Annotated in this window: 17 protein-coding genes; 3 read left to right on the forward strand and 14 right to left on the reverse strand. The window is 74.4% G+C overall.

All coding sequences use genetic code 11. From position 1 onward, the window contains the following. Window positions 1-27 precede the first annotated feature (27 nt). Complete coding sequence (locus tag KME66_RS12100; RefSeq protein ID WP_073220337.1) at window positions 28-981, reverse strand: polysaccharide deacetylase family protein; 954 nt, start codon at window positions 979-981, stop codon at window positions 28-30. Between the two features lie 109 nt (window positions 982-1,090). On the opposite strand from KME66_RS12100, the gene KME66_RS12105 reads away from it, so the two are divergent. Beyond that, window positions 1,091-2,347, forward strand: coding sequence for a class I SAM-dependent methyltransferase (locus KME66_RS12105; protein ID WP_216321807.1), 1,257 nt, complete (start codon window positions 1,091-1,093; stop codon window positions 2,345-2,347). Between the two features lie 737 nt (window positions 2,348-3,084). Here KME66_RS12105 and KME66_RS12115 read toward each other — a convergent pair. From KME66_RS12115 to tsaB, 5 genes are all read right to left on the reverse strand, one after another. After that, entirely contained in the window at window positions 3,085-3,549 is a 465-nt protein-coding gene (locus tag KME66_RS12115) for a VOC family protein (protein ID WP_216321811.1), read from the reverse strand. A 113-nt stretch (window positions 3,550-3,662) separates the two neighbouring features. After that, window positions 3,663-3,932 (reverse strand): hypothetical protein, encoded by a 270-nt coding sequence (locus KME66_RS12120; protein WP_216321814.1) that lies wholly within the window; start codon window positions 3,930-3,932, stop codon window positions 3,663-3,665. Next, window positions 3,929-5,041 carry a tRNA (adenosine(37)-N6)-threonylcarbamoyltransferase complex transferase subunit TsaD gene (tsaD, locus tag KME66_RS12125; RefSeq protein WP_073220328.1) on the reverse strand — a complete coding sequence of 371 codons (1,113 nt, stop codon included), beginning with the start codon at window positions 5,039-5,041 and terminating at the stop codon, window positions 3,929-3,931. The genes KME66_RS12120 and tsaD overlap by 4 nt, the downstream gene beginning before the upstream one ends. Next, entirely contained in the window at window positions 5,041-5,556 is a 516-nt protein-coding gene (rimI, locus tag KME66_RS12130) for a ribosomal protein S18-alanine N-acetyltransferase (protein WP_216321816.1), read from the reverse strand. Before rimI ends, tsaD begins: the two co-directional genes overlap by 1 nt. Next, window positions 5,553-6,200, reverse strand: coding sequence for a tRNA (adenosine(37)-N6)-threonylcarbamoyltransferase complex dimerization subunit type 1 TsaB (gene tsaB / locus KME66_RS12135; protein ID WP_216329279.1), 648 nt, complete (start codon window positions 6,198-6,200; stop codon window positions 5,553-5,555). Before tsaB ends, rimI begins: the two co-directional genes overlap by 4 nt. Window positions 6,201-6,334: 134 nt before the next feature. Between tsaB and KME66_RS12140 the strand changes: the two genes are divergently transcribed. Next, entirely contained in the window at window positions 6,335-6,928 is a 594-nt protein-coding gene (locus tag KME66_RS12140) for a hypothetical protein (protein ID WP_216321818.1), read from the forward strand. Between the two features lie 166 nt (window positions 6,929-7,094). Here KME66_RS12140 and KME66_RS12145 read toward each other — a convergent pair whose 3' ends face one another. The 8 genes from KME66_RS12145 to glmS all read right to left on the reverse strand — a co-directional run bounded on the left by KME66_RS12145 (window position 7,095) and on the right by glmS (window position 14,688). Continuing rightward, entirely contained in the window at window positions 7,095-7,304 is a 210-nt protein-coding gene (locus KME66_RS12145; RefSeq protein ID WP_216321820.1) for a hypothetical protein, read from the reverse strand. 134 nt (window positions 7,305-7,438) lie between these two features. Continuing rightward, window positions 7,439-8,008 (reverse strand): tRNA (adenosine(37)-N6)-threonylcarbamoyltransferase complex ATPase subunit type 1 TsaE, encoded by a 570-nt coding sequence (gene tsaE / locus KME66_RS12150; protein WP_216321828.1) that lies wholly within the window; start codon window positions 8,006-8,008, stop codon window positions 7,439-7,441. Next, entirely contained in the window at window positions 7,977-9,215 is a 1,239-nt protein-coding gene (locus KME66_RS12155) for an alpha/beta hydrolase (protein WP_216321831.1), read from the reverse strand. The genes tsaE and KME66_RS12155 overlap by 32 nt, the downstream gene beginning before the upstream one ends. Then, the gene (alr, locus tag KME66_RS12160; RefSeq protein ID WP_216321834.1) at window positions 9,212-10,384 is read right to left on the reverse strand and encodes an alanine racemase; all 1,173 of its coding nucleotides are present in this window, start codon (window positions 10,382-10,384) and stop codon (window positions 9,212-9,214) included. The genes KME66_RS12155 and alr overlap by 4 nt, the downstream gene beginning before the upstream one ends. Before the next feature lie 60 nt (window positions 10,385-10,444). Further along, entirely contained in the window at window positions 10,445-10,822 is a 378-nt protein-coding gene (locus KME66_RS12165; RefSeq protein WP_073220490.1) for a DUF488 domain-containing protein, read from the reverse strand. 21 nt (window positions 10,823-10,843) lie between these two features. Then, entirely contained in the window at window positions 10,844-12,292 is a 1,449-nt protein-coding gene (locus tag KME66_RS12170; protein WP_216321838.1) for an NAD(P)H-hydrate dehydratase, read from the reverse strand. Window positions 12,293-12,444: 152 nt separating this feature from the next. Beyond that, window positions 12,445-12,813, reverse strand: coding sequence for a holo-ACP synthase (locus KME66_RS12175; protein WP_073220303.1), 369 nt, complete (start codon window positions 12,811-12,813; stop codon window positions 12,445-12,447). Between the two features lie 27 nt (window positions 12,814-12,840). Next, window positions 12,841-14,688: a glutamine--fructose-6-phosphate transaminase (isomerizing) gene (gene glmS, locus KME66_RS12180; protein ID WP_073220300.1), complete on the reverse strand. Its 1,848-nt coding sequence runs from the start codon at window positions 14,686-14,688 to the stop codon at window positions 12,841-12,843. Between the two features lie 298 nt (window positions 14,689-14,986). On the opposite strand from glmS, the gene KME66_RS12185 reads away from it, so the two are divergent. Continuing rightward, window positions 14,987-15,577: an RICIN domain-containing protein gene (locus KME66_RS12185; protein WP_216321840.1), complete on the forward strand. Its 591-nt coding sequence runs from the start codon at window positions 14,987-14,989 to the stop codon at window positions 15,575-15,577. Window positions 15,578-15,585: the final 8 nt, after the last annotated feature.

The raw sequence follows: 15,585 nt of genomic DNA on the forward strand, positions 1-15,585 counted from the left end.
CCCGGCGGGTACGGGGCAGGGCGCGGATCAGACGTAGTCCTCCAGCTTCGCCACCGCGTACCCCTTGTCCGTGATGGTCTTCATGACGTGGCGGATCATGTCGGGCATGGAGCCCTTCCAGTCCTCCTTGCCCCGGAAGTGGGTGAGGACGATGTCGCCGGGGTGCAGGTCCTGGTCCCACTCGCGCCATTCCATGCGGTCGGGGAATGCCTCGGCGGACCACAGCGGTACGGCGGTGATCCCGCAGGACTTGGCGACGACGAGGGTGTCGCGGTTGTAGTTGCCGTAGGGCGGGCGGAAGAGGGTGGGGCGCTTGCCGTAGCGCTTGAGGATCTTCTCCTGCTGGCCGCAGATCTCCCGCTTCTGCTCGGCGTAGGAGAGGCCGGGCAGATAGCGGTGGTTGAGGGTGTGGTTGCTGATGGCCACCCCGCGCCGCTGCATCTTCGTGAAGTAGCCGTAGTCGTCGTTGATGACGTAGTCGCTGACGAACGCGCTGTAGGGGATGGACAGTTCGCTCATCATCCGCAGCAGCTCGGGGTCTTTCTCCGCCCCGTCGTCGATCGTCAGGAAGACGATCTTCTCCTTGGTCGGGACGGTCGTGAAGACCGGCGGCAGCCCTTGGTCGTCCCGGACCTCGAAGCCCTTGCGGGTGGTGATGCGCGGCTTGGTCCTCGGCGGCTCGGGGGCCGCGAGCGGGGTCTTGGCCAGCCGCCACTTCTTCGCCGCGACGGCTCGCGCGGCCTGCTTCTTCCGGACCGTCTCGGCGTACGAGTCCGGCGGCCGGGCGGGCCCGGCCTGCGGGGACGCGTCGCCCGACCGGTCCGCGGCGGGCTTCGCGGGTGCGCCGGGAGCCCCCGTGCCGCCGCCCGTCTCCGCCGCGCATCCGGAGCCGACGGCGGCGGCCAGCAGGGCCGCCAGCACGACGGTGCCCGATCTCAGCCGATTGACGCCTGACTTTTCGTTTTGTCGTACTAGCTGCATGGCGCCGCATCCTGCCAGCCGCCACCCCGTGCGCCCTCCCGACACCGCGAGCGGCCCCGCCCGGTCCCCCGGGCGGCCCACAGGGACCCGCACCGGCGCAGCGGTCACAATGGACCGGGTGAACGCAACGACCCCCTCCGCCCCGTCCGACGACCCCGGCCGCGCCGCCTTCGCCGCGCTGCGCTCCCGCGAGGGCGAACAGCTGCTGGCCGAGCTGCGCGACCACGACCCCGCCGACGAGCTGGCCACCGCGACCCGGCTGCGCCGCACGCACCCGGCGGAGCTGGTGTCGGCGGCCCTGGGCCAGGCCCGGTTGCGGCAGCGGGCGGTCGCCAAGTTCGGGGCCGAGGACGCCTACCGGATGTACTTCACGCCCGACGGGGTCGAGCAGGCCACCCGCACCACGGTCGCCGCCCACCGCGCCGCCCGGTTCGCCGGGCTCGGCGTGCGCAGCGTGGCCGACCTGTGCTGCGGGATCGGCGGCGACGCGATCGCGCTGGCCCGCGCCGGGATCTTTGTGCTCGCCGTGGACCGCGACCCGCTCACCGCCGAGGTGGTCCGCGCCAACACGGCGGCGCTCGGCCTGGACGGCCTGATCGAGGTGCGGTGCGCCGACGTCACGGAGGTCGACACCTCCCCGTACGACGCGGTCTTCGTGGACCCGGCCCGGCGCGGCGCCCGCGGCGGGTCCGGCCGGGGCGGCCGGGCGACGGGCGGGCGGATCTTCGACCCGGAGGCGTACTCACCCCCGCTGTCCTGGGCCACGGCCGCCGCGCTGAAGGCCCCGAGGGCGGCCCTGAAGATCGCCCCGGGCATCCCGCACGAGGCGATCGGCCCGGAGGCGGAGGCCGAGTGGATCTCGGACGGCGGGGACGTGAAGGAGGCGGTCCTCTGGTACGGGGAGGGCTTCGCGCCGGGCGCGTTCCGGGCCACGGTGCTGCCGTACGGGGCGACCCTGAGCGCCCCGGCCCCGCTGCCGGCCCCGCCGGTGGGCCCGGTCGGGCGCTATCTGTACGAGCCGGACGGCGCGGTGATCCGGGCCCGCCTCGTCGCGGATCTCGTGGAGCGGTGCGGCGGGCGGCTGGTGGACGAGACGATCGCGTACATCACGAGCGACGAGCCGTACTCCTCGCCGTACGTCGCCGGGTACGAGATCACCGACGAACTGCCGTTCAGCATGAAGAGGCTGAAAACACTGCTGCGGGAGCGTCAGGTCGGGGTGCTGACCGTCAAGAAGCGGGGTTCCGCGGTCGAACCGGAGGAGCTGCGGCGGCGGATGAAGCTGAGCGGTCCGCACGCGGCGACGGTGTTCCTGACCCGGGTGGCGGGGGCGCCGACGATGCTGATCGGGCACCCGCTGGGCTGACCGGTCCGGCCCCCGTGCCCGGACCGCTGCCGCCGCCCAGCAGCACGCGCACCACCCAGCGGCGGTGGGCGAGGGCGGTCGCCCCGCCGACCAGCGCGGTCAGCCAGGCGACCATGCCGACGCCCATGACCAGGGCGACCAGCCCGTACGTCTCCCGGCCGGGCCGGGCGCTCGCGGGGCCGATCACGCAGAGGGCGAGGCCCACGGCGCCCAGGAGGAACGACAGCAGCAGCCAGGTGAGGCTCGTCCCGGGCATCCGCAGCCGCCGGTCGCGCTCCGGGTCGCGGTCCAGCGTGCCCCACGCGTGGAGCAGCGAACGGACCTCGCGGTCCCGGGAGATGCCCAGGCAGACGAGGACGACGGCCGGAATCAGGGCCGCCGCGCCGACGACCAGGCCGACGACTCCGGCGACGCCGCTGAAGAAGTCGGCCCCCTGCTCGATGAAGACGAGCCCCGAGCCCGCCAGGCTCCAGCCGGCCGCGGCGAGCGCCGCCCACATCCACAGCAGCCCGAGCCGCCCGAGCCCCACGTGCATCCTCACCAGCTCGCCCAGGACCACCGCCCGGTCGGCGAGCATCGCCTCGCGGTCGGGCCAGGACCGGATCCGGACGGGCGGAGGAGGAGGCGGGAGCGGGGCACGGCGTGGCATGCGCGGAACACTACCGATCCGGCCCCGGGGAGGCCGTGTGCCCCGTCCTGGCGGGGGCGCGACGCCTGAAGCGGCGACGCGCCGCCGGTCAGGCGTCCCGCAGGGCCTGGAGGTCCAGCTTGCCCATGCCCAGCATCGCCTTCATGGTGCGGGCCGCCTTCGCCGGGTCCGGGTCGGCGAGCAGACGCGGCAGTTCCCTCGGCACGATCTGCCAGGACACCCCGAACCTGTCCTTGAGCCAGCCGCACCGGCCCTCCTCGCCGCCCTCCGAGAGCGCGCCCCAGAACCGGTCCACCTCGGCCTGGTCGGCGCAGTCGACGGAGAGCGAGATCGCCTCGGTGAAAGGGAACTGCGGTCCGCCGTTGAGCCCGGTCCAGTCCTGCCCGGCGAGCCGGAAGCCGACGGTGAGCACCGAGCCCTTCCGGCCGGGGGCCTCGTCGCCGTAGTAGGTGATGTCCCCGATCCGGGAGTCACCGCCGAAGATCGCGACGTAGTGCTCGGCCGCTTCCTCGGCCTGACCGTCGAACCAGAGACACGGGGTGATCTTCTGCATGTCCTTCACCTCTTCGGGCCGTCCACCCGTCCGGGCCGGGCGGCCCGGACGTCGTGGAAGGTAGACCGGGCCCGCCGCCCGGACTCATCGGACACGCGGCAGGACCCCGCGCCTCACCCCACCGTTTCGAACCGCCACCGGTGCACGGCCCGGGTGATCAGGGCCGCGTCGGGCTCGGGGAGTTCGGGGAGGTCGTCACCGTACGAGGCGTCCGGCCACCAGGTCATCACGAGCACCCGGTCCTGCGGGGCGCGCAGGAGTTCACGGCGGGCGGGTTCGCGGGACAGCTCGGCGGAGCGGGCGCGCGCCCATTCCAGGAGTTCGCCGCCCCGGCCCTCGACGGCGCGGGCCTCCCACATCAGGACGATGGCCGCGCCGCTCATGAGTACAGGTTGTCCTTGCTGATCTCGTGCACGTGGTCGTGGGAGTGGGAATGGGAGTGCGCGGCCCCCGGAACGTGCGGCTCCGTCACCGGCAGCGAGGAGTCCGCCGACAGCTCCAGGTCGGAGGGGAGCCGGTTGCGGGCGACCATCTCCGCGCCGAGCGCGGCGACCATCGCGCCGTTGTCGGTGCAGAGCTTCGGTCGGGGCACCCGCAGCCGGATGCCGGCCCGCTCGCACCGTTCCTCGGCCAGCGCGCGCAGCCGGGAGTTGGCCGCGACGCCGCCGCCGATCATCAGGTGGTCGACGCCCTCGTCCCGGCAGGCCCGGACGGCCTTGCGGGTGAGCACGTCCACCACGGCCTCCTGGAAGGACGCGGCCACGTCCCGGACGGGCACCTCCTCGCCCGCCGCGCGCTTCGCCTCGATCCAGCGCGCCACGGACGTCTTCAGCCCGGAGAAGGAGAAGTCGTAGGGGGCGTCGCGCGGGCCGGTCAGACCGCGCGGGAACGCGATGGCCTTCGGGTCGCCCTCGCGGGCCAGCCGGTCGATGACGGGGCCGCCGGGGAAACCGAGGTCCAGCACCCGGGCGATCTTGTCGAAGGCCTCGCCCGCCGCGTCGTCGATCGTCGCGCCGAGCGGGCGGACGTCGCTGGTGATGTCGGGGGCCAGCAGCAGGGAGGAGTGTCCGCCGCTGACCAGCAGGGCCATCGTCGGCTCGGGCAGCGGCCCGTGCTCCAGCTGGTCGACGCAGATGTGGGAGGCGAGGTGGTTGACCCCGTAGAGCGGCTTGCCGAGGGCGTAGGCGTACGCCTTCGCGGCCGAGACGCCGACGAGCAGCGCTCCGGCGAGCCCGGGGCCCGAGGTGACGGCGATCCCGTCGAGGTCGCGGGCGCTGACCCCGGCCTCCTTCAGGGCGCGCTCGATCGTGGGGACCATCGCCTCCAGGTGGGCGCGGGAGGCGATCTCCGGCACGACGCCGCCGAAGCGGGCGTGGGTGTCGACGCTGGAGGCGACGGCGTCGGCGAGCAGGGTCGTGCCGCGCACGATGCCGACGCCGGTCTCGTCGCAGGAGGTCTCGATGCCGAGTACGAGGGGTTCGTCGGCAGCCATCATTCAGTCCCGGTCTCTGGTGCGGTGTCCGCTGCGTGTTCGTGCATGGTGAGGCGCATGACCAGGGCGTCGATGTTCCCCGGCTGGTAGTAGCCGCGCCGGAAGCCGATCGGCTCGAAGCCGAAGCGCTCGTACAGCTTCTGCGCGCGGGTGTTGTCGACCCGGACCTCCAGCAGCACGGTGGCGCACTCGAAGGCGGTCGCCGCCTTCAGCAGGTCGCCGAGCAGCTCCGATCCGAGGCCGGTGCCCCAGGCCTCGCGGCTGACCGCGATGGTCTGGACGTCGGAGAGGTCCCCGAGGGCGGCGAGCCCCGCGTATCCGACGATACGCCCGGTGGCGGGCTCCTCGGCGACGACGTAGTGGCGGGTGGCGCCGGGCCCGCGGGCGTGGGCCAGCTCGGACCAGAACATGCCGGGCGACCAGGCGTCGTCCGGGAACAGCGCGTGTTCGAGCTCCAGCACGGGTTCGATGTCCCACCAGCGCATCTCGCGCAGTACGGCGGTGGTGGCGCTCACGTGGGGGTGACCACCTTGTAGTTCTTCGGGACCTGGGCGTCGGGGCGGCGCAGGTAGAGCGGCTGCGGCTCCGGCAGCTCCTGCCCGGCGGCCAGCCGCTCGGCGGCGAGCCCGGCGAGCGCCCCCGCACAGACGTGCTCGGGGCCGCGCGCGTCCGGGAAGGACTCGGGGTAGAGCACCGCGCCCGCTCCGACGACCGGGAGCCCGGCGAGGGCTCCGGCGATGTCGGCGGGCCGGTCGACCGCGGGTTCGCCCGTACGGGTGCGGGCGTTCTCGTACCGCGCCCAGTACACCTCCTTGCGGCGGGCGTCCGTCGCCACGACGAAGGGGCCCTCCAGGCCGTCCTGCCCCGCGGCGTACGCGATCCCGTCCAGGGTGCACAGGCCGTGGACCGGCACGGCGAGGGCGGAGCCGAAGGTGGCGGCGGTGACCAGGCCGACGCGCAGGCCGGTGTACGGGCCGGGGCCGATGCCCACGACCACGTCCGTCACGGCGTCGAGCCTCGTCCCGGCCTCGGCGAGGACCCGGTCGACGGCGGGCAGGAGCAGCTCCCCGTGCCTGCGGGCGTCGACCTGCCCCGAGGAGGCGATGACGGACGTGCCGTCGTGCAGGGCGACGGTGACGGCGGGTGTGGCGGTATCCATGGCGAGCAAGAGCACGCGAACAGCCTACGGCTCCGCCGACGGCGTTACGGCGTCCGTACGGCGTCCCGGACCGTGCCCGCGCTGCTGCTACCGTCACCGGGTATCCGCGGGTACGACGTAAACGCTTGTACGACATGCGGCAGACGGCCGCCGAAAGGGGAGTTCAGGTGGCAAGGAGCAGCTCGGGAATCGTGGCCGGGCTCACCGCCGCGGCGATCGCCGCGGTCGCCTTCCTCGCTTACCAGGCCTCGGCCAACGCCCCCGAGTCGGTGGCCTCCTCGCCGGGCCCGAAGTCCTCCGCCACGGCCCCGGCCGAACCCTCCGCCAAGCCGGAGCCGGTCGATCCGCTGGCGGTCCCGGCGGCGTCCGGCACGGGCGAGCGCGTCGTGTACGCGCTGAAGGACCGCCGGGTGTGGCTGGTCAACGAGGACGGCAAGTCGATCCGGACCTTCACGGTCATGCCGAGCCCGGTCAGCCCGCCGCCCGGGGTCCACCGGGTCACCTCGCGCTCGGGCACGGTCCGGGGCTCGGACGGCGTCCCGATCGAGCACGTGGTCCGCTTCGCGAACGTGGACCAGGTCGCGGTCGGTTTCAGCGCCGCGCAGGACGGCTCGATGGCCACTCCGGACCCGATGTCGAAGACCGGGGGCGTACGGATGAAGCGCGCGGACGGCGACGCGATGTGGACCTTCGCGACGATCAACGCGAAGGTCGTCGTCGTCCCGTAGCCCCGTGGTCCTGCGGATCCGTCCTCATCGGGCCCGGCCCCGTCGCCACCGGGCCCGGCCGGGCCTTCGGCCTCTCACGGGCCCGTGACGCGCGTCGCGGGGTCTTCCGGCAGCACGCCGCTTGCGTCGGGCGCCGCACGGCACGCGGCGCTTCCGCGACCGGCCCCTACGCCGCGCGGCGCCGGACCGCGTCCGCGTGGCCGCCGCCCGCGTCCCGGCCCACCGTGTCGGGCGACGCGTCCGTGGTGTCGCTCGGCGGGGTGGAGACCGCGGTGGCCGCGGCGCACGAGGCCAGCAGGTCTCTCATCGACAGGACGGACGGGGCGGACGGAGTCGATCGCGGCTGGGGTCGCGCTGCGCGCTCGGGCGTCGGCATGGATGCCTCCTGGGGGCTCCGGTGGAGGGCGCGGTTAGGTAAGCCTAACCACGCCTCGTGCCCATGTGACCATGACCACGGTCTCCCGCGCAACAATTTACCGACGCCCTGTCGGGAAGGCCACCCCCGGCGCGTTACGCCAGCTGCTCCCGCAGGCCCGCCCAGCGCGCCCCGATGCCCACCAGGGTCACCTCGCGCCGCTCGTCGTCGGTCTCGCCCCGCGCACGGTCGATGAGGACCCGCAGCCGGTCCTCCGAGAGCTCCTCGACCTTGCCGTCGCCCCACTCCACGACCACCACCGACTCCGGCAGCGACACGTCCAGGTCCAGGTCCTCCATCTCGTCGAGCCCGCCGCCCAGGCGGTACGCGTCGACGTGGACCAAGGCGGGGCCCTGGACCAGCGAGGGGTGCACGCGGGCGATGACGAAGGTGGGCGAGGTGACCGCGCCGCGCACGCCGAGGCCCTCGCCCAGACCCCGCGTCAGGGTCGTCTTCCCGGCGCCCAGCTCGCCCGTGAGCATCACCAGGTCGCCGGGGGCCAGCACCTGGGCCAGTCTGCGGCCCAGATCCTGCATCTGTTCGGGGGAGGTGACGGTGAGCGTCACGGTGACGGCCTCGGGCGCGGCCCCGGCGGGGTCGGGAACGGTCGTCCCCACGGCCTCGGGAACGGCCTCAGCGGCCGGGCTGCTGTGCGGTGCTTCCATGTCCGCCAACGTTAGCGGCCGGCACCGTGCCGCTGCGGACGAGCAGGTCGGCCAGCCGGTCCGTGACGGTCTCCGGGTGCTCCAGCATCACCAGGTGCCCGGCGTCCGGCACGATCACCAGCTCGGCGTCGGGCAGGACGTCCGCGATCGCCTCGCTGTGCGAGCTGGGCGTGACCAGGTCCTGGTCCCCGGCCAGGATCAGCACGGGCACGTCCCGGAACCCGGGCAGCGCGCCGCTCTTGTCGTGCTCGGTGAACGCCGGGTAGAACTCGGCGACCACATCGATCGGGGTGGCCTCGATCAGTCGCTCCGCGAACCGGGCGACCGCCGGGTCCACGTCCTTCGAGCCGAACGAGTACCGCTTGATCAGCCCGGCGAAGAGGTCGGCGGTGGCCCGCCGCCCCCGCTCCACCAGCTCCGTCTGCGAGCCGAGGGCCCTCAGCACGCCCGGCAGCACCCGGCGCACCGCGTTCACGCCCGCCACCGGCAGCCCGAAGGTGACCTCGCCGAGCTTGCCGCTGGAGGTGCCGATCAGCGCGACGGCGGCGACCCGGTCCCGGATCAGGGCCGGGTACTGGTCGGCCAGCGCCATGATCGTCATGCCGCCCATGGAGTGCCCGGCCAGCACCACCGGGCCCTCGGGGGCCGCCGCGTCGATGACCGCCTTCAGGTCGCGGCCGAGCTGGTCGATGCCGAGCGGCACGCCGTCCGCCTGCGATCGCCCGCGCTCGGAGCGTCCGTGGCTGCGCTGGTCCCAGTAGACGGCGCGGACGAGGCCGCGCAGGGCGGCCCGCTGGAAGTGCCAGGAGTCCTGGCCCAGGCAGTAGCCGTGGCTGAAGACGACGGTGACCGGGGCGGGCGCCCTGCGCCCGAAGAGCCGGCGGCGGCGGGACCCGGACGCGCCCTCGTCGGCCGTCGTCGCGGCCTCCACCTCGTCGGTCTCGTAGTACAGCTCGGTGCCGTCGTCGGCGACGGCCCGGCCCGGCGTGCCGCGCAGCGAGCCGTAGGGGCCGGTCGCGTCCAGCGCCAGGCGGGCCTTCTTGCGCATGCCGCGCCCGACGGTGAGCCGCTCGACGGCGACCCCGGCCGCCGCGCCGGCGGCGAGCACCCCTATCGCGGCCCCGGCGATCCCGGCCCGCCGCCAGCCCGCCGCACCGGCCGCGTTCGCGGTGGCGGCCACCACGGCCTCCGCGCTGCTCTCGCTCACCGCGGCACGCCTCCGGCCGTCTCGTCGGGCGTCTCGTTCACGTGCACCCGGGGCACCCGGGCGCCGATGCGGGTGACGATCTCGTACGCGATGGTGCCCGCGGCCTCCGCCCAGTCCTGCGCGGTCGGCTCGCCCCGGTCGCCCGGCCCGAACAGGACCGCCTCCGCGCCCGCCTCGGGGCGGTCGCCGCCGAGGTCGACGACGAACTGGTCCATGGCGACCCGGCCCGCGACCGTGCGCACCTTCCCGCCGACCAGGACGGGCCCGCTGCCCGACGCGTGGCGCGGGACGCCGTCCGCGTAGCCGACGGGGATCAGGCCGAGGGTCGTGTCGGCGGGGGTCGTGTAGTGGTGGCCGTAGCTGACGCCGTGTCCGGCCGGGGCGTCCTTGACCAGGGCGACGGACGCGGAGAGCGTCATCACGGGGCGCAGCCCGAGCTCGGCGGAGGTGCCCAGCTCGGGAGCGGGCGAGATGCCGTACATCGCGATGCCGGTCCGGACGAGGTCGAAGTGCGCCTCGGGGATCGTGAGGGTGGCCGGGGAGTTGGCCATGTGCCGCACCTCGGGCTCCACGCCCTCCTTCTCGGCGTACGCCACCATGTCGCGGTAGACGTCGAGCTGGGCGGCGATCGAGGGGTGGCCCGGCTCGTCGGCGCAGGCGAAGTGGGACCAGAGTCCGGTGATCCGGAGGTGTCCGGCCCGTTCGGCGTCGCGGGCCGCGCCGACCAGTTCGGGCCAGTCGGCGGGCTGGCAGCCGCCCCGGCCGAGACCGGTGTCGGCCTTGAGCTGGACACGGGCCGGGCGGCCCGCGGACCGGGCGGCGGCGACGGCCTCGCGCAGCGCCCACATGGCGCCGGCCGACACGTCGATGCCGGCCTCGACCGCCTCGCGCCAGGGCCCGCCGGGTGTCCACAGCCAGCACATGATCCGGCCGTCGAGCCCGGCCGCCCGCAGGGCGAGCGCCTCGTGCGGGGTGGCGGTGCCGAGCCAGGTCGCCCCGGCCGCCCGCGCGGCTCGCGCGCAGGGCACCGCGCCGTGCCCGTACCCGTCGGACTTCACGACGGCCATGAGCTGCGCGCCGGCCGCCCGCTCGCGCAGAACGCGCACATTGGCGCGCAGCGCGGCGAGGTCGATCTCGGCACGGGCTCTCAGGGACGCTGTCTCGTTCATCGCGCCCAGTGTCTCAGAGGCGTCGGCCGCCTCCCCGGCAGCGCACGCCGGTATCCGGTCCTATGTACGTTTCATCACATGCTGGAGGTGGTCGACCAGCACGGGCACATGGCTGTCCCCGACGTCCTTGGCCGCCGTGATCAGGGTGACGGGCCCGCCGTCCCGCACGAGGCCCGCCAGCCGCTCGACCGCCTCGGTGTGCGCGGTGTCGTCCAGCTCGGCGCGGTAGCGCTCGACGAACTCCTCGCGCCGGTCCGCGCGGTCGTGGTGGTACCAGGTGCGCAGTGCGCCGGAGGGCGTCACGTCCTTGAGCCAGACGTCGACGGCGGCCCGTTCCCTGGACACGCCCCGGGGCCAGAGCCGGTCGACCAGCACACGGGTGCCGTCGGCTTCCTCGACCGGGTCGTGGACCCGGCGTACGCGTACGGGTTCGCTCACGTTCTCCACCGTCGCCCCGGCTCACCCCGCCCGCACGTCGCGCCAGGCGGCCGGGATGCCGTCGGCGACGTCCTGCGCGGAGACCGGGGCCCCGCCGGAACCGTGCCGGGCGGCGAGCCCGTGCAGGTAGGCGCCCACGGACGCGGCGTCACGCGGGGCGAGCCCGGCCGCGAGCAGGGATCCGGTGAGCCCGGAGAGGACGTCGCCGCTGCCCGCCGTGGCGAGCCAGGACGTGCCGGTCGGGTTGACCCGTACGGGGGTGTCGCGGGCTTCCGCGATCAGGGTGGTGGAGCCCTTCAGGAGCACGGTGGCGCGGTAGCGGGCGGCCAGTTCGCGCACGGCGGTGAGCCGGCCGGACTCGACCTCCTCACGGGCCGTCCCGAGCAGCGCGGCGGCCTCCCCGGCGTGCGGGGTGAGGACGGTGGGGGCGGTCCGGGTCCGGACGGTCCCGGCGTCCAGCAGCCGCAGCCCGTCCGCGTCGACGAGCACGGGCACGTCGGCGGCGAGCACGTCGGCCACGGCGGCCTCCGCCGCCCGCCCGTCCCCCAGCCCCGGCCCGACCACCCAGGCCTGCACCCGCCCGGCCTTCGACGGCGGCCCGGCGTGCACCAGGGTCTCGGGGAACCGGGCGATGACCGCGTCCGCGCCCGGTCCGACGTACCGTACGGCCCCGGCCCCGCCGCGCAGCGCGCCCGCGACGGCGAGGACGGCGGCGCCCGGGTAGCGCTCGGACCCGGCGACGACGCCGACGACGCCGCGCCGGTACTTGTCGCTCTCCGCGCCCGGCACCGGCAGCAGCGCGGCCACGTCCGCGTACTGGAGCGCCTCCAGGTCCGGCGGCTCGGGCAGCTCCGGGCCGAGCCCGATGTCCACCAGCCGCAGGGCGCCCGCGTGTTCGGCGGCCGGGTCGACCAGGAGACCCGGCTTGTACGTCCCGAAGGTGACGGTGGCGTCCGCCCGGACGGCCTCGCCGTGCACCTCCCCGGTGTCGGCCTCGACCCCGCTCGGCAGGTCGACGGAGATCACCGGCGTACGGTCCCGGGTCACCGCGTGGACCACCTCGGTGGCGTCCTCGCGCAGCCCGCCGCGCCCGCCGATCCCGGTGATGCCGTCCACGACGAGGTCGAGCGCGCCGAGCCCGTCCGGCCCGTCGACGACCTGTCCCCCGGCGGCGCGGAACGCGGCGAGGCCGCCGGGGTGGGCCCGGTCGGGGGCGAGCAGCAGGGCCCGCACGCCGGCGCCCCGGCGGGCCAGGCGGGCGCCCGCGTGGAGCGCGTCGCCGCCGTTGTCGCCGCTGCCGACGAGGAGCAGGACCCGGGACCCGTACACCCGCCCGTTGCGCCGCAGCAGGTCGCCGCAGGCGGCGGCGAGCCCGGCGGCGGCGCGCTGCATCAGGGCCCCCTCGGGCAGGCGTTGCATGAGGGCGGCCTCGGCGGCCCGTACGGTCTCCACGCTGTAGGCACGTCGCATGGGTCCAACCCTCCGCGATCACGGGGCCGGACGCCAGTGCCGCGGGGCGTGGCGGGCCGGGCGGGCCGCCCGGCGGTGCCGGGGCGTTCGCCCCGGGACCGCCGGCAGAGATCGGCGCGGCGGCGCACCGCGAGGGACGTGCCCGGGCACGGTCACCCCTCCGCGATGACCACCGCCGACGCCACCCCCGCGTCATGGCTGAGGGAGACGTGCCAGCCGCGTACGCCCAGCTCGGCGGCGCGGGCGGCGACCGTGCCGCTGACCCGCAGCCGGGGCTGCCCGCTCTCCTCGACCCAGACCTCCGCGTCGCTCCAGAGCAGCCCCTCCGGTGCGCCGAGCGCCTTGGCCAGGGCCTCCTTCGCGGCGAACCGGGCGGCGAGCGAGGCGATCCCGCGCCGTTCGCCGCTCGGCAGCGTCAGCTCGCTCCCGACGAAGAGCCGGTGGGCGAGCTGGGGCGTGCGCTCCAGCGCGACGCCGAAACGCTCGATCTCGGCCACGTCGATGCCGACCCCAATGATCACGGCCCCCACCCTCGTTCGCTCACTCGCTCACTCCACGGTCACGGACTTCGCCAGATTGCGCGGCTGGTCCACTTCGTTGCCGCGGGCCGTCGCGAGCTCGCAGGCGAAGACCTGGAGCGGCACGGTGGCGACCAGCGGCTGAAGAAGCGTAGGCGTTGCGGGGACGGTGATGAGGTGGTCGGCGTACGGGACGACGGCCTCGTCGCCCTCCTCGGCGACGACGATCGTGAGCGCGCCCCGGGCCCGGATCTCCTGGATGTTGGAGACGATCTTGTCGTGGAGCACGGAACGCCCGCGCGGTGAGGGGACGATGACGACGACGGGCAGGCCCTCCTCGATGAGCGCGATGGGCCCGTGCTTGAGCTCTCCGGCCGCGAACCCCTCGGCGTGCATGTAGGCGAGCTCCTTGAGCTTGAGCGCGCCTTCGAGGGCGACCGGGTAGCCGACGTGCCGCCCGACGAAGAGGACGGTGTCGTGGTGGGCGAGGGAGCGGGCCAGATCGCGGACCGGCTCCATCGTCGACAGGACGCTCCCCACCTCGTCGGAGATCGCGGAGAGCTGGCGCACGACCGTGCGGATCTCGTCGCCCCACTTGGTGCCGCGGACCTGGCCGAGGTAGAGGGCGACGAGGTAACAGGCCACGAGCTGGGTGAGGAAGGCCTTCGTGGAGGCGACGGCGACCTCGGGCCCGGCGTGGGTGTAGAGCACGGCGTCGGATTCCCTGGGGATCGTCGAGCCGTTGGTGTTGCAGATGGCCAGCACCTTCGCGCCCTGTTCGCGGGCGTGCCGCAGGGCCATCAGGGTGTCCATGGTCTCGCCGGACTGGGAGATGGCGACGACGAGGGTGCGCTGGTCGAGGATCGGGTCGCGGTAGCGGAACTCGCTGGCCAGCTCGGTCTCGCAGGGCAGCCGGGTCCAGTGCTCGATCGCGTACTTGGCGATCATCCCGGCGTGGAACGCGGTGCCGCAGGCGACGATGACGACCTTGTCGACCTCGCGCAGCTCGGCGGCCGGGATGCGGACCTCGTCCAGGTGGAGCGCGCCCTCGCCGTCGACCCGGCCAAGGAGGGTGTCGGCGACGGCCTGGGGCTGGTCGGCGATCTCCTTGAGCATGAAGGAGGCGTAGCCGCCCTTCTCGGCGGCGGAGGCGTCCCAGTCGACGTGGTACTCCCGCACGTCGGCGGGCTCCCCGTCGAACCCGGTGACGGTGACGCCCTCGGGGCCCAGCTCGACGACCTGGTCCTGGCCCAGCTCGATCGCGGAGCGGGTGTGGTCGATGAAGGCGGCGACGTCGGAGGCGAGGAACCACTCGTCCTGCCCGACGCCCACGACGAGCGGGGAGTTGCGCCGCGCACCGACGACGACGTCCGGCTGGTCCGCGTGGACGGCCACGAGGGTGAACGCCCCCTCCAGCCGCCGGCACACCTGCCGCATGGCGTCCGCGAGGTCCCCGCCCGCCGAGAACGCCTCGGCCAGCAGGTGCCCGACGACCTCCGTGTCGGTGTCCGACTCCAGGGCGTGCCCGCGCCCCGTCAGCTCGCGGCGCAGGGCCGCGAAGTTCTCGATGATCCCGTTGTGCACGACGGCGACCCGGCCCGCGTTGTCGAGGTGCGGGTGGGCGTTGACGTCGGTGGGCGCGCCGTGCGTCGCCCAGCGGGTGTGCCCGATCCCGGTCCGCCCGGCGGGCAGCGGCCGGTCCCCCAGCTCCTTCTCCAGATTGACGAGCTTGCCCGCCTTCTTCGCGGCGGCGAGTCCGCCGTCCGCGAGCACGGCGACGCCCGCCGAGTCGTAGCCCCGGTATTCGAGGCGCTTGAGTCCCGCGACGACGACGTCCTGCGCCGACTGCATACCGACATAACCCACGATTCCGCACATAGCGGCACCATAAGGCCGGAAGCGGCTCGCGGGGAGGAATACCGACGACACCGATCCCGTGAAGCGCTCGCCGGCGGGCAGCGGGAGCCGGACTCGCGTGTGCGCCGGATCGGCCATGCGGAGCAGCGCGGCTCCGGCTCGGGAGCCTTGCCTCCTCCGTGCGCGCGGCCGGGCGCGCGCACGGACCGTCCGGGCGTTCCCCGGCCCGTCCGCAAGCCGCCCGAACGGGCGGCTGGGGGTGCCTGTCCGGCCTCGTTAGTTTCGGGCGGGTCAACAGCATCCCGGCACAGGAGGAAGCGTGGAACGAAACACCCGAAGCAGCATCTACCGCCGACTGCGCAGACAGGGGTTCGTGACCTCGCTGGTCGCGCTTCTCGTGCTGCTCGTCCCGGCCGTGGCACACGCCGACAGCAACCCGAACGTCCGCTACACCTCGACCCCGTACAACGCGGCCATTCACGAGATCAGGGCGTCCTACAGCTGGAAGTGCCTGGACATCCGCGGCGGGTCCACCAACGTCGGGGCCGTGATCCAGACGTTCGACTGCAAGGGCCGGCACCATCAGCGCTTCTCCTTCTACCCGGTCGGCGGGGAGAACTTCGTGATCGCGACGTACGGCGGCGCCACCTGCCTGGGCACCGTGAACGCGAGCAAGGCCACCGGCGCCGGGGTCGTCCAGGCCACCGGCGGCGACTGCCTGACGCTGCGGTGGAAGGACCGGGGCGGCAACCACTGGGAGATGGTCGAGACCTTCACCGGCCAGTGCCTGCGTGACACGGGCCGGCGCAGCCAGGTCGTGCTGGGCGCGTGCGGCAGCACCGGTGAGCCCTGGCCGGACCTGTGGACGCCCCGGTTCGACCGCTACTTCGACTACACGAACTTCTTCTAGAAGCGGCG

This window comes from Streptomyces sp. YPW6 (genome assembly GCF_018866325.1).
Lineage (GTDB): Bacteria > Actinomycetota > Actinomycetes > Streptomycetales > Streptomycetaceae > Streptomyces.

Bases quoted from the DNA above. Each gene is read 5' to 3' on its own strand.
- tsaD (WP_073220328.1), bottom strand. From the start codon at position 5,041: ATGGCTGCCGACGAACCCCTCGTACTCGGCATCGAGACCTCCTGCGAC.
- KME66_RS12120 (WP_216321814.1), bottom strand. From the start codon at position 3,932: ATGAGCGGCGCGGCCATCGTCCTGATGTGGGAGGCCCGCGCCGTCGAG.
- KME66_RS12100 (WP_073220337.1), bottom strand. From the start codon at position 981: ATGCAGCTAGTACGACAAAACGAAAAGTCAGGCGTCAATCGGCTGAGA.
- tsaE (WP_216321828.1), bottom strand. From the start codon at position 8,008: ATGGAAGCACCGCACAGCAGCCCGGCCGCTGAGGCCGTTCCCGAGGCC.
- KME66_RS12115 (WP_216321811.1), bottom strand. From the start codon at position 3,549: ATGCAGAAGATCACCCCGTGTCTCTGGTTCGACGGTCAGGCCGAGGAA.
- alr (WP_216321834.1), bottom strand. From the start codon at position 10,384: ATGAACGAGACAGCGTCCCTGAGAGCCCGTGCCGAGATCGACCTCGCC.
- KME66_RS12170 (WP_216321838.1), bottom strand. From the start codon at position 12,292: ATGCGACGTGCCTACAGCGTGGAGACCGTACGGGCCGCCGAGGCCGCC.
- KME66_RS12105 (WP_216321807.1), top strand. From the start codon at position 1,091: ATGGACCGGGTGAACGCAACGACCCCCTCCGCCCCGTCCGACGACCCC.
- tsaB (WP_216329279.1), bottom strand. From the start codon at position 6,200: ATGGATACCGCCACACCCGCCGTCACCGTCGCCCTGCACGACGGCACG.
- glmS (WP_073220300.1), bottom strand. From the start codon at position 14,688: ATGTGCGGAATCGTGGGTTATGTCGGTATGCAGTCGGCGCAGGACGTC.
- KME66_RS12140 (WP_216321818.1), top strand. From the start codon at position 6,335: ATGCGGCAGACGGCCGCCGAAAGGGGAGTTCAGGTGGCAAGGAGCAGC.
- KME66_RS12145 (WP_216321820.1), bottom strand. From the start codon at position 7,304: ATGCCGACGCCCGAGCGCGCAGCGCGACCCCAGCCGCGATCGACTCCG.